The following is a 23,131-nucleotide window of genomic DNA, read 5'->3' as shown; positions in this document are numbered from 1 at the left end:
CCATGTTGCCCGATGCTCGTCGAGACGGACGCATTGCCCGTGCCGGGGCGCTCGCCGCGCGGTGCAGGGACTGCGGCCGGCGGGTCGCGCACGCGGCTCCCGGGTGTCCGCAGCACGGCCCGGTGGTGCGGCAGGCCGGCCCGGAGCCAGGCGCGCCGAGCGGCGCCGACGACTCCAGCGCCGGCTGGCTCCTCGAGGCGCCGCCGCCCCGCATCGCGGGCTACCGCGGCTTGCGGCTCGCCGGCGCGGGCGGGTTCGGGGCCGTGTTCGCGGCCGAGCCGGAGGACGGCGGTCCGACCGTGGCGATCAAGGTCGCGCGCGCCGACCGGCCCGACGCCGCCGTCCGCCTCGTCGAGGAGATGCGGGCCCTCCACGACATCGGCCCGCCCCACGTGCCCGTCGTCCATGCGTGCGGCCAGCTCCCCTCCGGGCTGCCGTACTTCGTCATGGAGTACCTCGACGGCCCGACGCTCGCCGACCGCATGGTCGCGTCCGGCGCCGCCGGCCAGATGCCGGCGCGCGCGGCGTGCTCCCTCGTCCGCGCCGCGCTCCGGGCCCTCGAGGCGGTCCACGCGCGCGGCTACGTGCACCGCGACATCAAGCCGGAGAACCTCTTCATCCTGTCCGGCGCGCCGTTCACCGCGGCCGCCCGGGACGGCGGGCACCGCGCCACAATCATCGATCTCGGCCTCGCGGCGGTGCCGGGCGCGTCGCCCCACATCACCGCCGAGATCGACGCGCCCGGCACCGCCGAGTACATGGCGCCCGAGCAGTGCGACGGCCGCGGCGACGTCGACGCGCGCGCGGACCTGTATGCCCTCGGCGTCGTGCTGTTCGAGCTGCTCACCGGCAAGCCGCCGTTCTGGGGCCCCCCCGCCCTGGTGCGGCAGGACCACCTGGGCCGCCGCCCGCCGCGCCCCTCCTCGCTCGCGCCGATCTCGCGCTCGCTCGAGGAGATCGTGCTCCAGTGCCTCGTCAAGGACAGGAGCCAGCGCTTCGAGAGCGCCGCGGCGCTCGGCGCCGCCCTGGAGAGCTTCGAGCGCGATCAGGAGCGCCGCCCCTCGCGCCTCCGGCGCCTCACCACGGAGCCGCCGCCGCCGAGCGCCCGCCGCGTCGAGCGGCGCGCCGTCGCGCTGCTCTTCTTCGAGGCCGAGCTCGACGTCGTGGCCCTCCAGCGGAGGCTCAGCGCGCTCGGCGGCGAGCTCGCGCACGCCGCGGGCAGCCGCTTCGTCGCCGTCTTCGACCACGCGGACGGCGCGAGCCCGCTGCGCCGCGCCATGCACGCCGGCCGCGAGCTCGAGCAACAGCGCGTCCTCACGCGCGGCCTGCTCGACGTCGCGTCCGTGTCGGTCCAGGCGCGGCCCGACGGCTCGCGGCGGTTCCTGAGCCCGCTCTTCCACCGTCACGATCGCTCCGCGCCGGGCGATCCCCCGGGGCTCGCCCTGTCGCCGGCCGCCGTGGCGGCGCTCGGCGACGGCGGCTCGCAGCCCCCGGGCGACTCCCTCCCCCCGCCCGGGCCGACCTCCGTCCAGGCCGGGCCGTCCTCCGCCCGGCCCGACGCCGACACCGCGTTCGACACGAGCTCCCAGCCGCTCTTCGGCCGGAGCGAGGTCCTCGACGCGCTTGTCGCGGGCGCGCGCGACGCCGTGGAGAACGCGAGGCCCACCATCGCCAGCGTCATCGGCGTGGCCGGCCACGGCAAGAGCCGCCTCGCCGGCGCCCTCGTGCAGCGGCTGCGCGAGCTCGACGTCCGCGCCGAGGTGATCGAGCTCCGGACCGGCGAGCCGGTCGCGGGCGGGGCCGACCGCGTCGTCCGGGAGATCCTCCAGCAGGCGCTCTCGCTGCCGTCGTCGCCCCCGGCGGACGGCGGCCGCGAGCTCCTCCGGCGCCGCCTCGGCGCCGCGCAACAGGCGCGGCTCGGGGCCGCCGTCGCGCTCGCGCTCGGCTGGATCAGCGACGGCGCGGTCGCCGAGGGGCGCTACCCGGAGCTCCGCGCGCTCTCCGCGGCGCCCGGCGCGCTCCGCGCCGCGCTCACCGTGGCGGCCGGCGAGGCCCTCCGCCGGCGGTCGCGCCGGACGCCGCTCTTCGTGGTGCTCGACGACGCGCACGCGGCGGACGACGCGGCGCTGGCCGCGCTCGAGTACGCGGCGCTCGCCGAGGCGCAGACGCGGCTGTTCATCTGCGCGTTCGGGCGGCCCAGCTTCGAGAGCGCGCGCCCCGACTGGGGCGAGCGCGCCGCGCGCCGCGAGACCTACCGCCTCGAGGCGCTCGACCGCGACAGCGCGATCGCCCTCTGCCGGCGGCTGCTCCTGCCCGCGGAGGACGTGCCCGAGCCGGCGCTCGCGCACCTCGTCGAGCGCGCGCAGGGCGTCCCGCTCCTGCTCATCGAGCTCGTGCGCGGCCTCAAGCGCGAGGGCATCGTGCGCCGGCACCCGAGGGGCGACGCCTGGTACCTGGCCACGGACGAGCTCGATCGCCTCCCCGACATGCCGCTCCTCGACTGGCTCGCGCTCGGCGAGATCGACGCGCTCCCGCCCGCGCTCCAGGCGCACGCGCGCCTCATCGCGCTCCTCGGCCCCGACGTCGCCGTCGCCGAGGTGGCCGGCGTGCTCCAGCGGCTCGACGAGCACGGCGAGGCCGACGATCTCCCGCTCGACGCCGAGGTCGCCGTGAAGCGCCTGCTCACCGCGGGCCTGCTCGTCCAGGACCGGCGAGGCCGCATCGGCTTCCGCCACGCGATGGTCCGCGAGGCGGTGTCCCGCGGCGCGCCCGAGCCGCTCCGCCGGCGCGTCCACCTCGCGGCCTTCAAGCTGCACCGCGACGCCTCCGGGGACGAGGTGGGCGAGCGCGACGCGCCGCACCTCAAGGATGCGCGCCTCATCCCGTTCGCGTACCACGCGGCCCAGGCGGGCCTCGGCGAGATCGCCGAGGCCGCCTACCTCACCCTGGCCGAGCGCGCGCGCGCCCGGCACGCCTACCTCGACGCCGAGACGCTCTACAGCCGCGCGCTGGAGCAGCCGATCGAGCCGACGGCGCCGAGCGCGGGCGGGCGCGGGCCGGCGCACCCCGCGCTCGGCGGCGCGCCGGCCCGCGCGCGCCCCGACCGCGCGGCCGCGCACCGGGGCCGCGGCCTCATGCGCTACCGCCTGGGCCGCTACCACGACGCGCTCGCCGACTTCGCCAGCGCGCGGACCATCGCGCGCGCGCGGGGCGACGTCCCGGCGCAGATCGACATCCTCCTCGACGAGGCCACGGCGCTCGACTGGATGGACGAGTTCAAGAGCTCCGAGGAGCGCGTCGAGGAGGCGGGCGCGCTCGCCGCCGGGATCGCGCTGTCGCCGGCGCTCGCCGCGCGCCTCGCGCTCGGCGTCGGGCGCTCGCTGCACCGCTTCAGCCGCGAGGAGCAGGCGGCCGCCGCGCTCGAGCGGGCGGCGGCTGCGTCCTCCTCGCTCGGCGACGACGGCTACGAGACGCGGGTCATCTCGCTGCTCATGCTCGGCTTCGTCTTCCAGGGGCTCGGCCGGCTCGACGAGGCCGAGGAGGCGCTCGGCCAGGCGATCGCGCTCTGCGAGGCGCACCACGACACGCTGCACCTCGGCTCGGTGACGAACAACCGCGCGCTCCTCTGGGCGTGCCGCGGCGACAAGACCCGGATGATCGCCGACCTCGAGCGGGTGCTCTCGCTCGCGCGCGAGCTCGGCCAGAGCGGGCTGGAGCGGGTCGGCGAGTACAACCTCGGCGAGTACCTCTACCTCATGGACGACCTCGCGGCGGCGAAGCCGCACATCGAGCGCGCGCTCGAGATCGAGCAGCACCGGTTCTGCGGGACGTGCCGGCCGGTCGCCCTGCTCCTCGAGGCCCGCTTCCTCTTCTACTGCGGCGAGCAGGCCGAGGCCCGCGCGCTGTTCGAGCGGATGCGCGAGATGCAGGAGCAGGCGCGCGCGGAGGGCCGCGCCGACGCGCTGATGGGCCCCTCGGAGGAGGTGCTCTGCGCCATGATCGACCTGGCGACGCGGGACGGGAGCGACGCCGCGTGGGACGCCCTCGTGGACCGCTCGGCGCAGAGCTCCGTCGGCCAGGAGCACATCGAGGTGCTCGAGATCCGCGCGGTCACCGCGCTGCGCTGCGGCCGGCTCGCCGCCGCGCGCAGCGCGCTCGCCGCCGCGCTCCTGGCCGCGGAGCGCATCCCGAACGTGATGGCCGACCGGCTGCGCCGCCACGCCGCCGCCATCGCCGAGCGCGAAGCGGCAGAGGCCGCCTCGGATCGACCGACGCTGCCCGCGTGAGCGCACCTCGGCAGGCGATGGGGTGCATGCGCCCCCCCCGCGCAGGGTCGCTCTCGGACGTCGTGACAGAAAGCTGACGCCGGCCGTCACACCGCCGCTCGCTACGTCAACGCCTGATCCGCTCTAGGGGGTTCGCTGTAGCGAGCGCCGTCCTTTGGTGTCCCGGATGCTCCTCTGCCAGAGCGTCAACCCCGCGGCGATTGCCACTCGCCCGAGCGCGCCGGCAACGCGCGAGTCCGGCGTCGGCTCGACGAGCGTTAGGCTCGACCGGCTTGACATGTCATGAGCTCATCACGGAGTGACAGGCTTGCATCGAGCTCGGCTTGACAAAGAGGGTCTCGAGCTCGACTTGATCTCGCGGTTCGCAGTCACGATGTTGGACTCCAATTCACACGAGCGACGTGGCGGGAGCGGTCAGCCATTCATGCGCGGCCGCCCCGGAGCGCATCGCTCACATAAACAATGGACATTATTGATGAAATTGCCACGTGCGGGTGTCGCCCGCGCCCTCTGGAGCGGGCCATGGGGAGGCTCGAAGGCGGTGCGCACGTGAGAGGGCGACAGGCCACCGTGTGGGGGCTCATCCCGGCGGCCGGCCGGGAGAGCCGGCTTCAGCCGCGCGCCTTCCCGAGAGAGCTGCTCCCGATCGGCAGCCGCGGCGAGCGGGGCGCCGAGCGGCCCCGCGCCGCGAGCGAGCACCTCGTCGATCGCATGCTGCTCGCCGGCGCGACCCGGGTCTGCTTCGTCATCTCGTCCGGCAGGTCGGACCTCCTCGAGTACTACGGGGCCACGTTCGGGCAAGCAAGCCTGTCGTATGTCGTCCAGCCGCGGCCGGCCGGCCTCTGCGACGCGGTCTTCCGCGCGCTCCCGCTCATCGCGCCGGAAGATCTCGTGTACGTCGGCCTACCGGACACGATCTGGTTCCCCGAAGACGGGCTGTCCGCGCTCCACGCTCAGGCGCTCTCGTTCCTCCTCTTCCCGGTCGACCACCCGGAGCGCTTCGACGCCGTCGTCACCGACGGCGAGGGGCGCGTCGTCGAGATCCAGACGAGGCGCCGCGACGCCACCTCGCGCTGGGTCTGGGGCGCCTTCAAGCTGACCGGCGCCGTGCTCCAGGAGCTCCACGAGCTCTGGCGCGAGCGGAGCCGGCGCGACGAGCACATCGGCCCCCTCATCAACGAGTACATCGCCCGCGGGGGCGTGGCGCTCGGCGTCCGCGCCGGGCACGCGTACGTCGAGATCGGGACCCTCGACGGCTACCGCGAGGCCCTCCGCCTCCTGAGCTCCCGGGCGAGCCGGCAGGCGACCGGGGCCGGCGAGCCGCACGAGCCCTCCAGCGCGCCCGCCCGGCTCCACGCGGCCGGGGGCGAGGCCCCCTGAGGCGTCACCCGGCGAGCGCCAGGGTCCTCGCGTTGTCGGGCACGCACGTCAAGAAGCGCTCGCGGAAGCTCGGGTCGCTGATCTTCTCCGCGCGGCTGAGCAGGTGCTCGCGCGCGGCGGCGAGCGCCGCCGCCGCCTCGAGCTCGGCCCCCGCGGCGGCGAGCGCCTCGGCGTAGGCGAGCCGCACCAGCGACTCGCCCTCCTCGAGCGAGCCCGCCGCCTCGAGCTGCGCGAACGCCTCGCGCGCGGCCGTCAGCGCCTCCTCCCGGCGGCCCTGCGCGAGCAGCGCGCGCGAGAGCACCGCGACGGCGGCGGCGCGGAGCGGCGGCGCCACCGTCAGCGCCTCGACCGCGGCGCGCGCCTCGCGCTCGGCGGCCGCGGGATCGCCCGAGAGCAGCAGGATCTTCGCCAGGTACGTCAGCGTCACGCCCTCCATCCGCCGGTCGCCCTGCTGCTGGAACGCCGCGGCCGCGCGCTGCTCGAGGAGCTTCGCCTCCTCGAGCTGCCCGAGGTGGGCGATGACGTAGCCGAGGTTCTGGAGCGCGGCCGTCTCCAGATCGTCGAGGCCCATGCGCTGCGCGGCCGCGAGCGCCGTCCGGAGCGCCGACTCGGCCACCTCGAAATCGCCGAGCTCGCAGTACAGAAAGCCCAGGTTCTCGCGCACCGCGCAGGCGTTCCGGCGGTCGCCGGCCTGCTCGAACGCCGCGACCGCCGCCGTGAGCCCGCTCAGCGCCGCCCCGATGTCGCCCTTCGTCTGCGCCCGGATCGCGCGCGCCTGCTGGTAGAGCCCCGCCGCCTGCGGATCGAGCCCCGCGGGCTCGCTCGCGACACCGTCGAGCATCCGGATCAGCTCGTCGGCCGCCGCGTAGCGGCCGCCGAAGATCAGGTACGTCGCCGCCTCGCACAGGCACATGATCCGGGCGCTCATCGCGCCCGCGGCCTCGGCCGCCCGCGCCACCCACGCCTCGACGCGATCGAAGTGGCCGAGCTTCCCCTCCGCCACGATCACCTGCCCGATGGCGCGGAACCACGCCGTGCTGCCGGTCCGGACGAGGCTCGCCGCCTCGGTGCCGCGCTGCGCGGCGAGCGCCGTCTCCTGCTGCCACAGGCTGATCTCGGCCTCCACCAGCCGCAGCCGCCCGAGCTCCTCGTCGGCCGCCCCGCACTTGACGCCCATCTCGGCGCGCGCGAGCGCGCTCGCCAGATCGTTCGCCTCCAGCGCCTGCTCCGCGGCCCGCCGGTACCACTTCACCGCGCGCTCCGGCTCGCCGCCGAGCCGGAAGTGCTCCGCCATCGCCATCGCGTCGGTGTGCCCGCTGCGCTCGAGCCACTCGCCGGCCAGCTTGTGCCCGAGGGCGCGGTCCGGCTCCGTCAGCATCGCGTACGCCGCCTCGCGCACGATCGCGTGCCGGAACACGTAGTCGGTCGGGATGAGCCACCCCGGCGTCGAGGCCGGCGCGATGAGCTCGCGCGCCGCCAGCGCGTCGAGCCACGTCTCGGTCTCCCTCACGCGCGTGGCGCCGCCGAGCAGCGCCGCCACCGCGAGCTTCGAGAAGCGATCGCCGAAGATGCTCGCCGCCCGCAGCACCCGCTTCGCCTCGTGCCCCTCGGCGTCGAGCCGCGCCTCGACCGTGCCCAGCACCGAGTCGGGCAGCACGTCCCCCTTGCCGTCCGCGACCGCGCGGATGAGCTCCTCCAGGTAGAACGGATTGCCGTCGGCCCGCTCCACGACCCGCGCCACGATCTCGGCGGACGTCTCCTCGCCGAGCGCGCTCCGCACCATCCGCTCGCTCGCCTTGGCCGGCAGCGGCCCGAGCTTGATCGTCTGCACCTCGCGGTCGGTCCACAGGCCGGGGAACTGCTTGCTGACCTCGGGTCGGGCCAGCGCGAGCAGCATGAGCGGCAGGTCCCGGTGGTTCCGGAGCGTCTGGTCGATGAGGCGCACCGTCGCCGGGTCGCCCCACTGCAGGTCCTCGAGCACGAGCAGCACCGGCTGCGCCGCGCACTCGGCGGCGAGCCAGTCCTCCCACGCCGCGCGCGTCGCGTCGGCCATCAGCATCGCGTTCTCGCGCGCCGCGCGCAGCCCGCTCGTCTCCCCGTCGGGGAACGGCGTCCGCGTGAGCTCGCCCAGGAAGGCCGCGACCCGGTTCAGCGCGTCGCCTCTCAGGTGGCGCGCCAGCCGGCGCTTCAGCTTGCGCCGCCGGGACTCCACCGGCTCGCCCTCGCGCATCCCCGCCGTCCGGCGGATCGCGTCCGCGATGAGGCCGAACGGCGACCCCGCGGCCACCGACTCGGCCCGGCCGGAGAGGATCTCCAGCCCCGCGAGCTGGCGCCGCACCCGGGTGAGAAACTCCAGGCGAAGCCGCGACTTGCCGGCCCCGGCCGCGCCGAGCACGAGCACCGCGCTCGCCAGCGACTCGCTCACGCACCCGGAGAACACGCCCTCCAGCATCGACAGCTCGCGCATGCGGCCGACCCACAGGCTCGGCTTGCCGAGGAGGACGGGGGTGCTCTCGTCGGCCGCCGTCTCGCTCGCGAGGAACGGCCCCTTCTCGTCCGAGTCCACCTTGAGCCGGCCGCCGACGACGCTGGCGGTCACGTCGTCGAGCCGGACGACCCCGCCCTGCGCCGCCCGCAGGGCGCGCACCCCCCGGTCGATCACGTCGCCCTCGATGAGCTTCGCCGACGACACCCCGCGCCCCGTGGCGACCGCGAGCGGGATGCCCGGGAACCGCGCGCGCAGGGCGAGCGCGCACCGCACCGCCCGCTCGGCCCGGTCCACGGCGCTCCCGGCGCCGGCGAGGATCGCGATGAGCGACCCGCGCGAGATCTCGGTGATGTGGGCGCCGTAGGGCTCCACCGCCGCTCGCACCTCCGAGCGCGGCACCGCGGAGCCTGGGCCCTCGTTCGAGAGCTCCTGCAGCACGCTCGACACGTCCGAGGCGCTCGGGACGCCGCCGGCCGCCGCCACGCTCATCTCGACGTCGTCCGGCTCGCCGGCGAGCACGAGGGACACGAGCCGCTGCTCGCTGCGCGTGAGGAAGCCCGGGGGCCGCGCCGAGCGCATGGTCGAGTCGCGCTGGGACGCCAGCGTGGTGGGCCGCGGCGTCGCCCAGGCGTCCAGCGCCTCCGCGAGCTGCGCGAGCTGCACCCCGACGTCGCCGCAGTCGCGCGGCCGCTCCTCGGGGTTCTTCGCCATCATCCGGTCGACGAGGAGCTCCAGCGGCTCCGGCACGTCCGCGCGGACGTCGCGCAGCCGGGGCGTCTGCTGGAACAGGAGCTTGGCGAGCGCCGCCATGACGTGCGCCCCCTCGAAGGCCGGGCGGCCCGCGATGCACTCGTAGAACACGCACGCGAGCGAGAACACGTCCGCGCGCGCGTCGAGGGGGCTCCCGCTCTCGATCTGCTCGGGCGAGATGTACCCCGGCGTTCCGAGGATCCCGCCCGTGTAGGTGAGCCGCCGCGACTCCCCGTCGGGCCGCGCGATCCCGAAGTCGACGAGCTTGAGCTGGCCGACGTCGCCGGCGACGAGGAAGATGTTGCTCGGCTTGACGTCGCGGTGGATGATCCCGCGCGAGTGCGCGAAGGCGAGCGCGTCCGCCGTACTGCGCAGCACCCCGAGGCTCTCGGCGAGCGAGAGCTTCCGGCGCGCGAGGCACGCCGCGAGGTCCTCGCCCTCCAGCCACTCCATGGCGAGGTAGTGGTCCCCGGCGCCCGTCCGGCCGTGGGTGACGTACCTCACGATCCCCGGGTGGCTCAGCTCGGCCAGGATCTGCGACTCGCGCTCGAAGCGCTCGACGTCGAAGGCCTCGCGGCTGTGCAGGAGCTTGAGGGCGACAGGGCGGCCGTCGAGGCGGTCGTGGGCGCGGTAGACCGTCCCCATCCCCCCGGCCGCAGCCTGCTGCTCGACGACGAAGCGGCTCGCGAGGACGGCGCCGGACTCCACGCTGCGCGATGCTACTCGAGGAAGACGCTCACCGAAGCCTTGTACCGGTCGGTGCCGCGCGGAAAGATGCCGGTGCCGCACGGGAGCGTGAAGATGGGCTCCCGGTCGTGGCAGTCCGTGAAGCTGCCGTCGCGCCGTGGCCCATCGCACACGTCTTCACATTCGCCCACCACCTCGACCACGCAGCCGTCGAGCGAGGGCCCGCAGACGCGCGGGATCGACCGCTTCCCGGGCGCGAGGCACGCGAAGCGGCGCTGGGTGTCCAGGAAGACGTTGCCGTAGTAGGTCGCCTCCGGCGCGTCGTACCTGTCGCGCTCCTTCTTCGAGGACGAGAGCGCGTCGTCCTTCCCGCGGAGCGAGATCATGACGTGCTCGCCCCGGTAGTTCACGCGCGAGAGCAGGCAGGCCGAGACCCACTCCTGGCACTTTTCGCCACACGAGCCGTTCCTCTTGCCCCACTCGGGCGCGAGCCCGAGCTCCCCGGGGAAGGTGTACGACTTGCGGCCGACGTCGACTTCGATGCTCTCGTCCTCGGGGAGAGCGCAGCTCACGATGAAGCTGAGGAGCTCCCTCGCCTCGGGGTCACGGAGCGCCTCGCTCGTGAGCGAATTGCCCATCAGTGCGTTGCGGGTCAGCGCGTTGCGGGTCAGTGCGTTACGGGTCAACGCGTTACGGGTCAGCGCGTTGCGGGTCAGCGCGTTACGGGTCAACGCGTTGTAGACCACGACCTCCTGCTGCACCTCCGCCACCGCCTCATCCTCGCCATCGAGCCCATCGAGCTCGGTCGACGCGATACAAGCAGCCTGCGAGGACGATACCGCCACGCAGACGATGAGAGCGAACTGGCGTGCAGATTCCATAGTCCTAATCTCATCTACATCACGCCAGCTCTCAAATTCAATTTTTTTATGGACATTTTGCGGGATATCTTTCTCCACACTGCCATGACAGGCATCACGTAGTCAGGTGTTGGGCGCGGGGCAACGCAGAGCGCAGCACTCCCGCGCACCCCGAGCAGGGGGGGAAGCGAAGCAGCGTGTGGGTGGGAGATTTACGCCAGTTTCCTGGTCAGCAGCGTATTGACCAGGTCGGGGTTCGCTTTGCCGCCGGAGGCCTTCAGGACCTGGCCGACGAAGAACCCGATCAGCTTCGTATTCCCGGCGCGAAAGCGGGAAACCTCGCCGGGGTGCGCGGCGATGATCTGGTCGACGATGCGCTCCAGGGCGCCTTCGTCGGCCACCTGCCGGAGCCCTCTGCGTTCCACGATGGCCCGCGGGCTACCGCCCTGCTGCATTATCTCAGCGAGGACGTCTTTCGCGATCTTTCCGGAAATCGTCCCGTCATCAATCAGCGCCAGGAGCTCGCCGAGCTGCGCACCTGAGAAGGGCAGGTCGCCTGTCTTCCTGTCCTTCAGCTCGCGCGAGAGCGAGTGGATGACCCAGTTGGCGGCGCTCCTCGGGTTGTCGTGGACCGCCACGGCCTCCTCGAACAGCCGCAGGAGGCCGTCGTCCTCGGCCAGGACGAGGGCGTCGTCGCCGGGTATCCCGCGCGCCTCGACGAGGCGTCTGGCCCTGTCGGCGCGCGCCGGGTCGAGCCGCGCGAGCCGCTCCTCGAAGGTCGCGCGCTCGGCTTTCGGCCTCGGCGGCGGCGCCTTCGCGGCCGCGCCCTCGGGCGCCGCGGCCGGAGCGGGCTTTTCGCCGGCCAGCTTCGACCACGAGTCCTTGAGCGCCACCGTGCGGTTGAAGACCGGCGCGCCGGGCGCGGAGTCGACCGGATCCACGAAGAAGAACCCCTGGCGCTCGAACTGGACATGGCTGCCCCGCTCGACGGTGGACAGGCTCGGCTCCACCCGGCATCCGGTCAGGGAAGCCAGCGAACCCTGATTCAGGTTCTCCAGGAAGTCCTTTCCCTCCTCGACCGCGTCCGGCCGCTCGACCGCGAAGAGCCGGTCGTAGAGCCGGACCTCGACGGGGATCGCGTGGGCGGCCGAGACCCAGTGCAGCGTCCCCTTCGGCTTGCGGCCGTCGGGCGCCTCACCGCTCTTCGTGGGGTGATCGTAGGTGCACCGGAGCTCGACCACCTCTCCTGTGGTCGGATCTTTCACCACCTCGCGGCAGGTGATGAAGCCCGCGTAGCGGAGCCGCACCTGCTGCCCTGGCGCGAGCCGGAACCACTTCTTGGGCGGGTCCTCGAGGAAGTCGTCGCGCTCGATGAAGAGCACCCGGGAGAGGGGGACCTTGCGGGAGCCCTGCTTCGGCACGTCCTCGGGCCAGTAGGGCGCGTCGATCTCCTCCACCTGCCCTTCGGGGTAGTTCTCCAGGACGACGCGGAGCGGGCGCAGCACCGCCATGACGCGCGGGGCGCGGAGGTTCAGGTCGTCGCGGACGCACGACTCGAACTTCGCGATGTCCACCATGCTGTTCGTCTTGGCGACGCCGATCTCCTCGCAGAAGGAGCGGATGGCCTCGGGCGTCACGCCGCGGCGCCGGAGGCCGGCGATGGTGGGCATGCGCGGGTCGTCCCAGCCCTTCACGTGGCCGCCCTTCACGAGCCCGAGCAGCTTGCGCTTGCTCATCACCGTGTAGTTCAGGTTGAGCCGCGCGAACTCGTACTGCCGGGGGCGGGACGGGACGTCGAGGTGCTCGATGAACCAGTCGTAGAGCTCCCGGTTGTTCTCGAACTCCAGCGTGCAGATCGAGTGGGTGATCCCCTCGATCGCGTCGGAGAGGCTGTGAGCGAAGTCGTACAGCGGGTAGACGCACCAGGCGTCGCCCGTCCGGTAGTGGCGCGCGCGCTTGATGCGGTAGATCGGCGGATCCCGCATCTTCATGTTGGGAGCGGCCATGTCGATCTTGGCCCGGAGCACGTGCGCGCCCTCCGGGAACTCCCCTGCTCTCATCCGGGCGAAGAGCTCCAGGTTCTCCTCGACGGACCTGTTCCTGTAGGGGCTGTCTCGCCCGGGCTCGGTGACGGTGCCGCGCATCTCGCGGGTCTCCGCCTCGCTCAGGCTGCACACGTACGCCTTGCCCTTCCGGATGAGCTCCACCGCGAACGCGTACAGCCGCTCGAAGTAGTCCGACGCGAAGAAGAGCTTGTCGCCCCAGTCGCCGCCCAGCCAGCGCACGTCGCGCTGGATGGCCTCGACATACTCCAGGTCCTCGGCCGCAGGGTTCGTGTCGTCGAACCGCATGTGGCACACGCCGCCGAAGTCGGCCGCCAGCCCGAAATTGAGCAGGATCGACTTCGCATGTCCGATGTGCAGATATCCGTTCGGCTCGGGCGGGAACCGGGTCACGACCCGCGTGTGCCTGCCTGCGGCGAGGTCTTCGGCGATGATGTTGCGGATGAAATTGGACGCGGCGCCGCCGCTGTCAGCGTCGCTCGGTCTGGGGCTCTGCGTTGTCACAGCTGTTTTCACCTCGGCTCGGGCGACGCGGCCGGGCGCTGCCGGGTATCGCGGCCCGAGCGGAGCCTACTCGAACGGCCCCCCCTGGACCACCGTCGAGAGGGCGCCGCGCGGCCCGCTCCCTCGCCGCGCGCGGCGCTCGCCTCGGGGCGGGCGCAGCCGGCGCAGCGCGGGCGGGCCGGGAACGGCGCGGGCGGCGCGCGGACGTGCGCGACGGCCCGCGCGGGCGCTCAGAACTGGGCGGCCTCGGTGGACTCGTGCAGGGCCAGCGTGGACGCCGCGCCGCCCGAGATCACCTGGGCGACCTCGTCGAAGTAGCCCGTCCCGACCTCGCGCTGGTGGCGCGTGGCGCTGTAGCCGAACTGCTCGCCGGCGAACTCGGCCTGCTGGAGCTCGGAGTACGCCGACATCCCGCGGCGCTGGTACTGCCTGGCGAGCTCGAACATGCTGTGATTGAGCGCGTGGAACCCGGCGAGGGTGACGAACTGGAACTTGTACCCCATCGCGCCGAGCTCGCGCTGGAAGCGCGCGATGGTCGCGTCGTCGAGGTGCTTCTTCCAGTTGAACGAGGGAGAACAGTTGTAGGCGAGCGGCTTGCCCGGGAACTGCTTGTGGACCCCCTCCGCGAAGCGCCGCGCCTGGTCGAGGTCCGGCGTCGAGGTCTCGCACCAGACGAGGTCGGCGTAGGGCGCGTACGCGAGCCCGCGCGCGATGGCCGCCTCGAGGCCGCCCTTCAGCACGTAGAAGCCCTCCGGCGTGCGCTCGCCGCTGATGAACGGCTTGTCGCGCGGGTCGACGTCCGAGGTGATGAGCTTGGCGCTGTCGGCGTCGGTGCGGGCCACGAGGATGGTCGGCACGCCCATGACGTCGCTGGCGAGGCGGGCCGCGACGAGCGTGCGGATGAACTGGCTGGTCGGGACGAGGACCTTGCCGCCCATGTGCCCGCACTTCTTCTCGGAGGCGAGCTGGTCCTCGAAGTGCACGCCCGCGGCGCCCGCCTCGATCATGGACTTCATGAGCTCGAAGGCGTTCAGCGGCCCTCCGAAGCCGGCCTCGGCGTCGGCCATGATGGGGGCGAGCCAGTAGCGCCCCGCCTTGCCCTCGGCGTTCTCGATCTGGTCCGCGCGGAGGAGCGCCTGGTTGATGCGGCGCACGAGCGTCGGGACGCTGTTGGCCGGATACAGGCTCTGGTCGGGGTACATGGTCCCGGCCTCGTTGTTGTCCGCCGCCACCTGCCACCCGCTCAGGTAGATGGCCTTGAGCCCGGCCCGGACCTGCTGCATCGCCTGGTTGCCGGTGAGGGCGCCGAGCGCCGCCACGTAGGGCTCGCTCTGCATCAGGTTCCAGAGCCGCTTGGCCCCGAGGGTGGCGAGCGTGTGCTCGATACGGACGGTGCCGCGGAGGCGCGCGACGTCGGCCTCGGAGTACGGGCGCACGATGCCGCTCCATCGGCCGGGGGCGACGTCGCTCGGCGTCGCGTGCAGAGAATCGGCGGAGATCGGCGTGTTGAGCGGGAAGGCAGCGGACATGACTGGGCTCCTAGTGCGTTGGGGTTGCGGGCGGCAGCTGCCGCTGTGTCGACGTCACGACAGGCTGGCTGCGCGTCACGAGCTCTGCGCTCCGGCGCGCGAGATCAGGAGCTCGTAAGCAGACAGCGTGAGGAACTCCTCGAAGGTCTCTCCGACCGACAGCCGCTCGAAGAGCCGGCGCGCGTCGGCGAAGCGGCCGCCGTCGAAGCGCGCCTCGCCGAGCGCGCCGCGCAGGGCGGCCATCTCGCCGTCGACGACCGCGCGGAAGCGCTCCTCGGTGAGCGGCTCGCCCTCGTCCAGCGTCGCCCTGTGGCGGATCCACTGCCAGACCTGGGTGCGCGAGATCTCGGCGGTGGCCGCGTCCTCCATGAGGTTGTAGAGCGGGACGCAGCCGAGGCCGCTGATCCACGCCTCGAGGTACTGGACGCCGACGCGGATGTTGTGGCGCAGGCCGGCCTCGGTGCGCGCGCCGGACGGGACGCGCAGGAGGTCGGCCGCCGTCACGCGGACGTCCTCGCGCTTGCGCTCGATCTGGTTCGCGGCGGGCATGTGCGCGTCGAACACCTCGCGCGCGAGCGGCACGAGCGCCGGGTGCGCCACCCAGGTGCCGTCGTGCCCGTCCTTCACCTCGCGCAGCTTGTCGGCGCGCACCTTCTCGAGCGCAGCGCGGTTCGCCTCGGGATCGCTCTTGATCGGGATCTGCGCCGCCATGCCGCCCATCGCGTGCACGCCGCGGCGGTGGCAGGTCTTCACGAGCAGCTGGGTGTACGAGCGCAGGAAGTGCTGCTCCATCGTCACCTGCGAGCGGTCCGGCATCACGCACGCCGGGTCGTTCCGGAGCTTCTTGATGAAGCTGAAGATGTAGTCCCAGCGACCACAGTTGAGCCCGGCCGAGTGCTGGCGGAGCTCATAGAGGATCTCGTCCATCTCGAACGCCGCGGGGAGCGTCTCGATGAGGACGGTCGCCTTGATCGTGCCCGTGGGCAGACCGAGCGCATCCTGCGCGAACAGGAACACCTCGTTCCAGAGCCGCGCCTCCAGGTGACTCTCCATCTTCGGCAGATAGAAGTAAGGCCCGGTACCGCGGCGAACGAGCTCACGGGCGTTATGGAAGAAGAAGAGCCCGAAATCGAAGAGCCCGCCCGGCAGCGGCTTTCCGTCGAGCTCGGCGTGCTTCTCCCAGAGGTGCCAGCCGCGCGGGCGCACGAACAGGGTCGCGGGCCTGTCGCCGAGGGCGTAGCGCTTGCCCGTGGCCGGGTCCTCGTGGCGGAGCTCGCGCCGCGCCGCGAGCCGCAGCGCCGCCTGCCCCTCGATGAGGTTCTTCCACGTCGGCGAGGTGGCGTCCTCGAAGTCCGCCATGAACACGCTCGCGCCGGAGTTCAAGGCATTGATGATCATCTTGGGATCGACGGGGCCGGTGATCTCCACGCGCCGGTCGAGCAGGTCCTCGGGCAGCGGCGCCACCGTCCAGTCCGCCTCGCGCACATCGCGCGTCTCGCGGAGGAAATCGAACCGCTCGCCCGCGTCGAGCCGCGCCTGCACCCCGCGCCGCCGCTCGAGCAGGGCCGGTACCCGGTCAGCGAACTTACGTCCAAGGCCCGCGAGGAAGCGAAGCGCCTCTGGCGTGAGGACAGACGCGTCGCCCGCAACACGGGGGGCGAGCAAGCTCAGGTTCGAGGTCGCATGATTCTGGCTCATCCACATCTCCTGCAACGCTGCGCGTCGTTACAACGAACCTATGTTTGTCGAATGGGTTTCAACGTCAACTTCGCTTTGAAATGCAGGCGGATAACGATGTCGACGAAAGGCCTTTACAGCCTGTCAACGTGTAAACTATTGTAAATTTCTGACGGCAGCGCGCCGCGCCTACACGTCGGTTCAGTCAGTACAGCTACGTTCGGGAGGGTTCTCATGGCCGATGCACCTCTTCTTGGAGCCAAAGTCCGTGCGCTCCGGCGTCGCGAGCACATGACGCAGGTCGATCTGGCGGAGCGCCTCGGTGTCTCGGCGAGTTACCTGAACTTGATAGAGAACAACCGGCGTCCGTTGACCGCGCCACTTCTCATCCGGTTAGCCCAGATATTCCAGCTCGACCTCCAGAACTTCGCATCGGAAGGGGACGTCCGGCTGACAGCCGATCTCCACGAGGTGTTCGGCGATCCCATCTTCGAGAGCCACGGGCTGACGAACGCCGATCTGCGCGAGCTCGTCGCGACGTCACCGAACGTCGCGCGCGCGGTGCTCACGCTCTACCGCACGTACGCGACGACCCGGGAGTCGCTGGACACGCTGGGGGAGCGGCTGGCCGGGGACGGGTTCGTCGCGGTCGACAACTCGCGCCTGCCGTCCGAGGAGGTGAGCGACCTGATCCAGCGCCGGATGAACTACTTCCCGGAGGTCGAGGAGGGCGCCGAGGCGCTCTGGCGCGAGGCGGAGCTCGACGCGGACGACGTCTACCGCGGCCTCGTCCGGTACCTCCACGCGACGCGCGGCATCGAGGTGCGCATCGTGCGGGTCGCCGACGAGCGCCAGGCGATGCGGCGCTACGATCCCGACAGGCGCGTGCTCAGCATCTCCGAGGTGCTGCCGCCCCGGAGCCGCCGGTTCCAGCTCGCGCACCAGCTCGGGCTGCTCACGCAGTCGGCGGCGATCGACCGCATCCTGCGCGACGAGAACCTCACGACCCCCGAGTCCCGCGCGCTCGCGCGCGTCGCGCTGGCCAACTACTTCGCCGCCGCGATCCTCATGCCGTACCAGCCGTTCCTGGAGGCGGCGCGCGCCGAGCGGTACGACATCGAGCTCCTCGCGCACCGCTTCGGCACGAGCTTCGAGCAGGTGTGCCACCGGCTGACGACGCTCCGCCGCCCCGGCGCCGAGGGGGTGCCGATGCACATGGTCCGCATCGACATCGCGGGCAACATCTCGAAGCGCTTCAGCGGCTCCGGCATCCGCTTCGCGCGGTTCAGCGGCGCCTGCCCCCGCTGGAACGTGCACGCCGCCCTGATGACCCCCGGCATGATCCGGATCCAGCTCTCCCAGATGCCCGACGGCGCGGTCTACTTCTGCATCGCGCGCACCGTGCGCAGCGACCGCGGCGGCTACCACGTCCCCCACACGGTCCAGTCGATCGGCATGGGCTGCGACGTGCGCTACGCCCGCGAGCTCGTCTACGCCGACGGGATCGACCTCGACAACATCGGCGCGGCCGTCCCTGTCGGCGTCACGTGCCGGACCTGCGAGCGCCTCGACTGCGCCCAGCGGGCGCTGCCGGCGCTGCAGCACCCGCTGCGCCTCGACGAGAACCGGCGGGGCGTCTCGTTCTACGCGTCCGTCGACAAGTGAGCGACAAGTGAGCGACGGCTGAGCGCGCGCTCAGCCCGGCCGGCCGAGCAGCTCGTTGAGCGTCGACACGAGCCGGGTCACGTCGACCGGCTTGACCAGGTGCACGTGCGCCCCGGCCGCCCGGCTCTTCTCGCGGTCGTCGTCGCCGCCGAAGCCGCTCACCACGACCAGCGCGCGCGGCTTGCCCGCGAGCGACGCGAGCAGATCGAGGCCGCTGCCGTCCGGCAGCGACACGTCCGTCACCAGGGCGTCGATGGCGTGCTCGGCGAGCATCGCGCGCCCCTCCTCGCACGAGCGCGCCACGACCACGCGGAAGCCCCGGCGGCGGAGCGCCATGCCGAGCAGCGACGCCGTGTCGTCGTCGTCGTCCAGCACGAGGACCTGCGGCAGCTCCTCGCTCATCGGGCGCCCGCCTCGTTCAGCGGCCATTCCAGGGTGATGCGCGTCTCCGCGCCCGCGCGCTCGACCCGCGCCGTGCCGCCGTGCGCCCTGAGCACGCCGTCGATCACGCGGACGGGCAGCGCGCCCTCGTCGAGCGGGTCCGCGTCCGGCGAGAGCGCGGTCTGGAAGAGCTGCTCGACCGAGGGCGTGTCCGCGTCGCTCGTGAGCACCACCCGCGCCTTGTCGCCGTGGGCCGAGAGCTCGACGGCGACCCGCGCGCGGGCGGCGCGCAGGGCGAGCATGAGCGCGTCCGCGAGCGCCGCGGTCATCGAGGCCGGGTGCGCTGAGCCGCGCAGGGGCGCGAGGTCGAGCGCCACCGTGACCTGGCGCCTGCCATAGACGAACGACGCCTCCGAGACGGCCTGGCGGACGAGCGCCTCGAGGTCGAGCGAGTGCACCGGGGCGTCCGGCTGCCGCGACAGCTCCGACGCGGCGGTGTAGCGGTCGGCGAGGCGCAGCAGGCGGCGCACCCCCCGGCGCGCCATGGTGAAGAACGCCGCGTTCCGGGCCGTGGTCTCGCCGCCGAGGGCGCGCTCCAGCTCGTCGAGGGCGCCGGCCACGACGCCTGCCGGCCCTCGGACGTCGTGCCCCGTGCGCGCGAACAGCTTGTCGACCGACTCGGAGAGCGCCTTTTCCGTCATTCCTTCCGCCTTACCTCGCGCCTCAACTCAGCTCAGCGAAGAGCTCGCCGACCCCGGCGAAGAGGCAGCCTTGTCCTTGTCTGGGCCCTCGTCCCCGCCCAGACCATCCTGCTCCCCGTAGCGCTCCAGCTTGCGGTACAGCGTGCGCCGGTCGAACCCGAGCATCTGGGCGGCGCGCGACTTGTTGCCGCCGACGAGCGCGAGCACGCGCTTGATGTAGCGCTTCTCGAGCTCGTCCATCGTCATGATCTCCGCCGGCTCGTCGACGGCGACGACGAAGCGGTCGGGCCGGTAGGCCTGGACCTTGTCCGGCAGGTCCTCGACCGTGATCTGCTCGAAGCGCGCGAGGGCCACCGCGCGCTCGATGCTGTTCTCGAGCTCGCGCACGTTGCCCGGCCAGTTGTAGGCGGTGAGCTTCTCCGCGGCCGCCGTCGAGAGGGAGAGCACGCCCTTGCCGCTCCTGGAGGAGAACTTCTCGAGGAAATGCATCGCGAGGTGGAGCACGTCCGTCCCGCGCTCGCGCAGGGGCGGCAGGTCGATCTTCACGACGTTGACGCGGTAGAACAGGTCCTCGCGGAACCGCTTCTCGTACACCTCGGTCTCGAGGTCGCGGTTCGTCGCCGTCACGATGCGCGCGTCGAAGGGGATCTCGGCGTTCGAGCCGACCGGACGCACCTTCCGCTCCTGGAGCGCGCGGAGCAGCTTCGGCTGGACCTCGATCGGCATCTCGCCGATCTCATCGAGGAAGATGGTGCCGCCGCTCGCCTCCAGGAACAGGCCGGTGCGCTGGGTCTTCGCGTCGGTGAAGGCGCCGCGCGCGTGGCCGAAGAGCTCGCTCTCGAGGAGCGCCTGGGGCACCGCGGCGCAGTTGACGGCCACGAAGGGACCGGGACGGCCGCTGGCCTCGTGGATCGCCCGCGCGATGAGCTCCTTGCCGGTGCCCGTCTCGCCGTGCACGAGGACCGAGGCGTCGCTCCGCGCGACGCGCCCGATGAGGTCGTAGACGCGCTTCATCGCGGGGCTGCGCCCGACGAGGCCCTTGGTCTGCTGGACGTCGTGGGCCGCCTCACGCAGGCGCTTCACCTCGGACCGGAGGCGCCGGTGCTGGACGGCGCGCGAGACCGTCAGGCCGAGGAGGTTCGCGTCGAGCGGCTTCGTGACGAAATCGAACGCCCCCGCGCGCATCGAGGAGATCGCCGTCTCCATGCTCCCGAGCGCCGTCATGACGATGACGAGCATGTCGGGCCGGGCGCCGAGGATGCGCTCGCACAGCTCGATGCCGCTCATCTCGCTCATGCCGACGTCGGTCAACACGACGTCGAAGTCGTCATCGCTCACGAGCTCCAGCGCGCTCTTCGCGGAGGTGCGCGCCGCCACCGAGAATTCCTGCCTCTTGAGGAGGGCTTCGACCAGATCGCACGTCGCTTCGTCGTCATCGACGACGAGTATCCTGCCGCTCATCGCGTGTCCTTCCCCGGCAGCTTCACTAGGTCGACCGCTGCCTGCAGTTGCAGGGAACGTGCCACGGAGACACCGCGCCATCAAGCCCAGGCCGCTTATCCCCGGTGTTATCGAGCGTGACGTTTCGCCACAGGTGAGATTTCCTGCCTCAACCCTGCCTGCGCGCCCCGTGGACGCGGCGCCGATGCGCTCCCTTCCCCGCCGCTCCCTCCCCCGCCGCGCGCTCCCGGGGCGACCGCGCTCTCGGCCGCCGTTTCCGGCAGGGTTACCCGCTCTCTGGATTTCCACAGGCTGACAGCACGTCGCCCGGCGATGCACATCGCGCGCCTCTCCGGTGCGCGCAGGGAGGCGGCGCGGCGGGGAGCGCCGCTCGAGGGCGGGCGCGGCCACGACAAAATCCTCGGGTCCCGCGCAGATGCAGGGCAGGCGCGGCCGCGCACGCGAGGCCGAGGCCGCGTGAGGCCCGTGGTCGGCAGCGGGCTCGGGCGTACGGCGCGCAGGGCGGCGCAGCATCGCTGTCGGGTGAAGCGGGAAAAGGGCGTTTGGGGAGAGAACGGAATTCACGGTCTTCGCTGCGACGGACACCCGCGCGCCGGGCGAGAGGGGCGATAAGCCCTTGTTTTGCCACCGGTCATGCGCCGGCGCCGCGAGCCGGCGTTGGCCTGAGCACCTCGACTGCCCTGGATCCGTCAAGTCCGTCCGAGTTGCCGGTGAGAGGCGAAATTCCACATCGACAGATCACATCTGGCGCCCCAGACATGCGCGCATCCGGAATATGCCCAATCGGCACGAGGGTTGCTTGAAGGGTTCTCATGAAGCGCAAGAGGGGGGGACGGGTCGAGCGCCGAGAGGAGACCTGCCTGCTGGTTGCTGAGTCCGGTGCGCCCTGGACCGAATGCGCCGCCTGGCTGAGCACCCAGACGCGCGACGTCGAGACGGTGGTCCAGCTGCCCAACGAGCCCCCTTTGACGTTTCAATCGCGCTTGCAGGAGAAGCTCCGGCTCCTCGGCGCGGTGAGCACGGCTGTGTTCGTCGCGGGGTCGACCGCGAACAAGCTCACGGTCCGGTCCTCGCTCATGCGCGCCGTTCTCGGCGCGCTCCCCGGCGTCAGGCGCGTTGTCCTGTGCCCCGGCTCGGACCCGCAGGCCCCTGCGGTTCACGAGCTGGCGGGCCTGTCGCTGACGATGCGCGAGATGCTCGGCAGCGGCGGCGCCGTCACCTTCTCGCTCGAGGGCCCCCGGGGCGAGCCGCTGCGCGGGCTCGCGCACCTGGCGGCCCGCGCCGCTGCCTGAGTCGGTCGCAGCGCGAGAGCAACAAGGTCCCTGTTTCGCCTTGATAAACCACACTACCACGTTCGGTGTCCGGGAGGAGAATGCATGAAAGCGACACAGCTCTTGAAGGGGCAGCACCGCGAAGCCGAGAGGCTATTCGATCTGGCGATCTCGGGCATCGGCGATGTCGGGCGGGTGACCGACGAGCTCACGAAGCACCTGCTCGCGCACATGCTCGCCGAGCAGGTGGTGCTCTTCCCGGAGCTGCTCGCGATCGAGCCGGAGCTCGTCGGCGGGGCCTGCGAGGAGCACACGGTCGCGCGGTTCGAGATCCGGCGTGTCGTCAGCACGGCGCCGGAGGACCCGAGCTTCAAGGCCAAGCTCACCACCCTGAGGGAGCTCGTCATGCGCCACATCGACGAGGAGGAGCGGGAGCTCTTGCCGTGGATCGAGGCGGAGCTCTGCGAGGAGACGAACGAGCGGCTCGGCGAGCAGATGCTGGAGCTGTTTGACGCGCTCATCGCCCACTCCCGCCGCGCCCACGGCTCGAGCCACGCCGCCCAGCGCACCGCGACCGCGGCCTGACGGCGGCGCTCCTTCGGAGCCTCTTCTCCCACCCTTCACTCCAACGCTCTGCGGGCAGGTCCCGCGCCCGGCGGCGCGCCGCGGGCGATGTCCTGTAGTGAGGAGAATTCAACGCAAAGGCGCAAAGGCGCAAAGGCGCAAAGAGACAGAGATTGAAGGGAGGCAACTCCCGAGGTTTTTCTATCTTTCTTTCTTGCGTCTTTGCGCCTTTGCGCCTTTGCGTTAAATTCTCGGCTGCCCGGCTCGCGCCCCCCGGCCGGGCAGCCCGGGATCATCGTGGTGGTTTGCAGGGGGGGCGGGTGGGCTCACGGGGTGGTCGCCGGCGCGTCGCCGGGGCCGGTGGGGCCGCCGTGCGCGGGCCCGTACCCGTGGGACTCGCCGTAGCCGAGATCCTCGGGGACCATGGTGTCCGCCGGGCTCGACGGGACAGGCGAGGCGGCGCTCCGCGCGTCGTTCGAGGCGAGCTCGTAGACGCCGCGCTCGAGCTCCATCTCGTCGAGGGCCGAGCCGCAGGCCCGGCAGGGGGTGGCCGCCGTCGACACGAAGACGTACCGGCGGCCACAGGAATTGCAGCGGAGCTCGCGGATCATCGCAGGCTCGCCGGGATCAGCTGGGTCGACCGCGCCGGGCGGCCTCCTGGGCTTTGCGCAGCTCGTCGCCTTCGGGACCGTCCAGCGCCTGGGCGGCCTCCTCCGCGTGCTCCTCGATCTTGCCGCCCTTCACCGACCTCTCCACGCCTTCCCGGTAACGCCGATCGGCCGTGGGGTTGCCCTCGCCTTCGAGGTCCGCCGGCTGGTTCTGCTGAGATGCCTTCTGGTTATCCATCTTGTCCTCCTCGTGTTG

At 72.2% G+C, this 23,131-nt stretch carries 15 protein-coding genes; 5 read left to right on the top strand and 10 right to left on the bottom strand.

Going from position 1 to position 23,131, the window contains the following annotated elements; all coding sequences use genetic code 11:
* The first annotated feature begins 2 nt into the window (after positions 1-2).
* Both WME75_RS44485 and WME75_RS44480 read left to right on the top strand, forming a co-directional pair.
* Positions 3-4,286: a serine/threonine-protein kinase gene (locus WME75_RS44485; protein WP_437484159.1), complete on the top strand. Its 4,284-nt coding sequence runs from the start codon at positions 3-5 to the stop codon at positions 4,284-4,286.
* Positions 4,287-4,856: 570 nt separating this feature from the next.
* The gene (locus tag WME75_RS44480) at positions 4,857-5,666 is read left to right on the top strand and encodes a sugar phosphate nucleotidyltransferase (protein ID WP_437495054.1); all 810 of its coding nucleotides are present in this window, start codon (positions 4,857-4,859) and stop codon (positions 5,664-5,666) included.
* A gap of 4 nt (positions 5,667-5,670) precedes the next feature.
* Here WME75_RS44480 and WME75_RS44475 read toward each other — a convergent pair whose 3' ends face one another.
* The 5 genes from WME75_RS44475 to aceB form a co-directional block, all read right to left on the bottom strand.
* Positions 5,671-9,612 (bottom strand): protein kinase domain-containing protein, encoded by a 3,942-nt coding sequence (locus WME75_RS44475; protein WP_437484157.1) that lies wholly within the window; start codon positions 9,610-9,612, stop codon positions 5,671-5,673.
* Between the two features lie 11 nt (positions 9,613-9,623).
* A complete protein-coding gene (locus WME75_RS44470; RefSeq protein WP_437484155.1) occupies positions 9,624-10,472 on the bottom strand; it encodes a hypothetical protein in 849 nt (282 codons plus the stop codon).
* 191 nt (positions 10,473-10,663) lie between these two features.
* Positions 10,664-13,018, bottom strand: coding sequence for a glutamine--tRNA ligase/YqeY domain fusion protein (locus WME75_RS44465; RefSeq protein ID WP_437484154.1), 2,355 nt, complete (start codon positions 13,016-13,018; stop codon positions 10,664-10,666).
* A 230-nt stretch (positions 13,019-13,248) separates the two neighbouring features.
* Positions 13,249-14,547, bottom strand: a complete 1,299-nt coding sequence (gene aceA / locus WME75_RS44460; protein ID WP_437484152.1) for an isocitrate lyase — start codon at positions 14,545-14,547, stop codon at positions 13,249-13,251.
* A 75-nt stretch (positions 14,548-14,622) separates the two neighbouring features.
* Positions 14,623-16,245, bottom strand: a complete 1,623-nt coding sequence (gene aceB, locus WME75_RS44455; RefSeq protein WP_437484150.1) for a malate synthase A — start codon at positions 16,243-16,245, stop codon at positions 14,623-14,625.
* 213 nt (positions 16,246-16,458) lie between these two features.
* On the opposite strand from aceB, the gene WME75_RS44450 reads away from it, so the two are divergent.
* Positions 16,459-17,889: a helix-turn-helix domain-containing protein gene (locus WME75_RS44450; RefSeq protein ID WP_437484148.1), complete on the top strand. Its 1,431-nt coding sequence runs from the start codon at positions 16,459-16,461 to the stop codon at positions 17,887-17,889.
* Positions 17,890-17,919: 30 nt separating this feature from the next.
* On the opposite strand, the gene WME75_RS44445 is transcribed toward WME75_RS44450, so the two are convergent.
* Genes WME75_RS44445 through WME75_RS44435 form a run of 3 tightly spaced genes read right to left on the bottom strand, consistent with a single transcriptional unit; the run spans position 17,920 to position 20,432 of the window.
* Positions 17,920-18,291: a response regulator gene (locus tag WME75_RS44445; RefSeq protein WP_437484146.1), complete on the bottom strand. Its 372-nt coding sequence runs from the start codon at positions 18,289-18,291 to the stop codon at positions 17,920-17,922.
* Complete coding sequence (locus WME75_RS44440) at positions 18,288-18,971, bottom strand: histidine kinase (RefSeq protein WP_437484144.1); 684 nt, start codon at positions 18,969-18,971, stop codon at positions 18,288-18,290. Before WME75_RS44440 ends, WME75_RS44445 begins: the two co-directional genes overlap by 4 nt.
* 27 nt (positions 18,972-18,998) lie before the next feature.
* Positions 18,999-20,432 carry a sigma-54-dependent transcriptional regulator gene (locus WME75_RS44435; RefSeq protein WP_437484142.1) on the bottom strand — a complete coding sequence of 478 codons (1,434 nt, stop codon included), beginning with the start codon at positions 20,430-20,432 and terminating at the stop codon, positions 18,999-19,001.
* Between the two features lie 812 nt (positions 20,433-21,244).
* On the opposite strand from WME75_RS44435, the gene WME75_RS44430 reads away from it, so the two are divergent.
* Complete coding sequence (locus WME75_RS44430) at positions 21,245-21,724, top strand: hypothetical protein (protein ID WP_437484139.1); 480 nt, start codon at positions 21,245-21,247, stop codon at positions 21,722-21,724.
* Between the two features lie 84 nt (positions 21,725-21,808).
* On the top strand, positions 21,809-22,288 hold the full coding sequence (locus WME75_RS44425) for a hemerythrin domain-containing protein (RefSeq protein ID WP_437484137.1): 480 nt from the start codon (positions 21,809-21,811) through the stop codon (positions 22,286-22,288).
* 305 nt (positions 22,289-22,593) lie between these two features.
* Here the strand turns inward: WME75_RS44425 and WME75_RS44420 are convergent, their stop codons facing one another.
* Positions 22,594-22,878: a hypothetical protein gene (locus tag WME75_RS44420; RefSeq protein WP_437484135.1), complete on the bottom strand. Its 285-nt coding sequence runs from the start codon at positions 22,876-22,878 to the stop codon at positions 22,594-22,596.
* Between the two features lie 16 nt (positions 22,879-22,894).
* Positions 22,895-23,113, bottom strand: coding sequence for a hypothetical protein (locus WME75_RS44415; RefSeq protein ID WP_437484134.1), 219 nt, complete (start codon positions 23,111-23,113; stop codon positions 22,895-22,897).
* Positions 23,114-23,131: the final 18 nt, after the last annotated feature.

The organism is Sorangium sp. So ce1014 (genome assembly GCF_051521505.1).
GTDB lineage: Bacteria > Myxococcota_A > Polyangia > Polyangiales > Polyangiaceae > Sorangium.
Note: the sequence above shows the minus strand (reverse complement) of the source record. Positions and strands in the feature narration are given on the sequence as shown.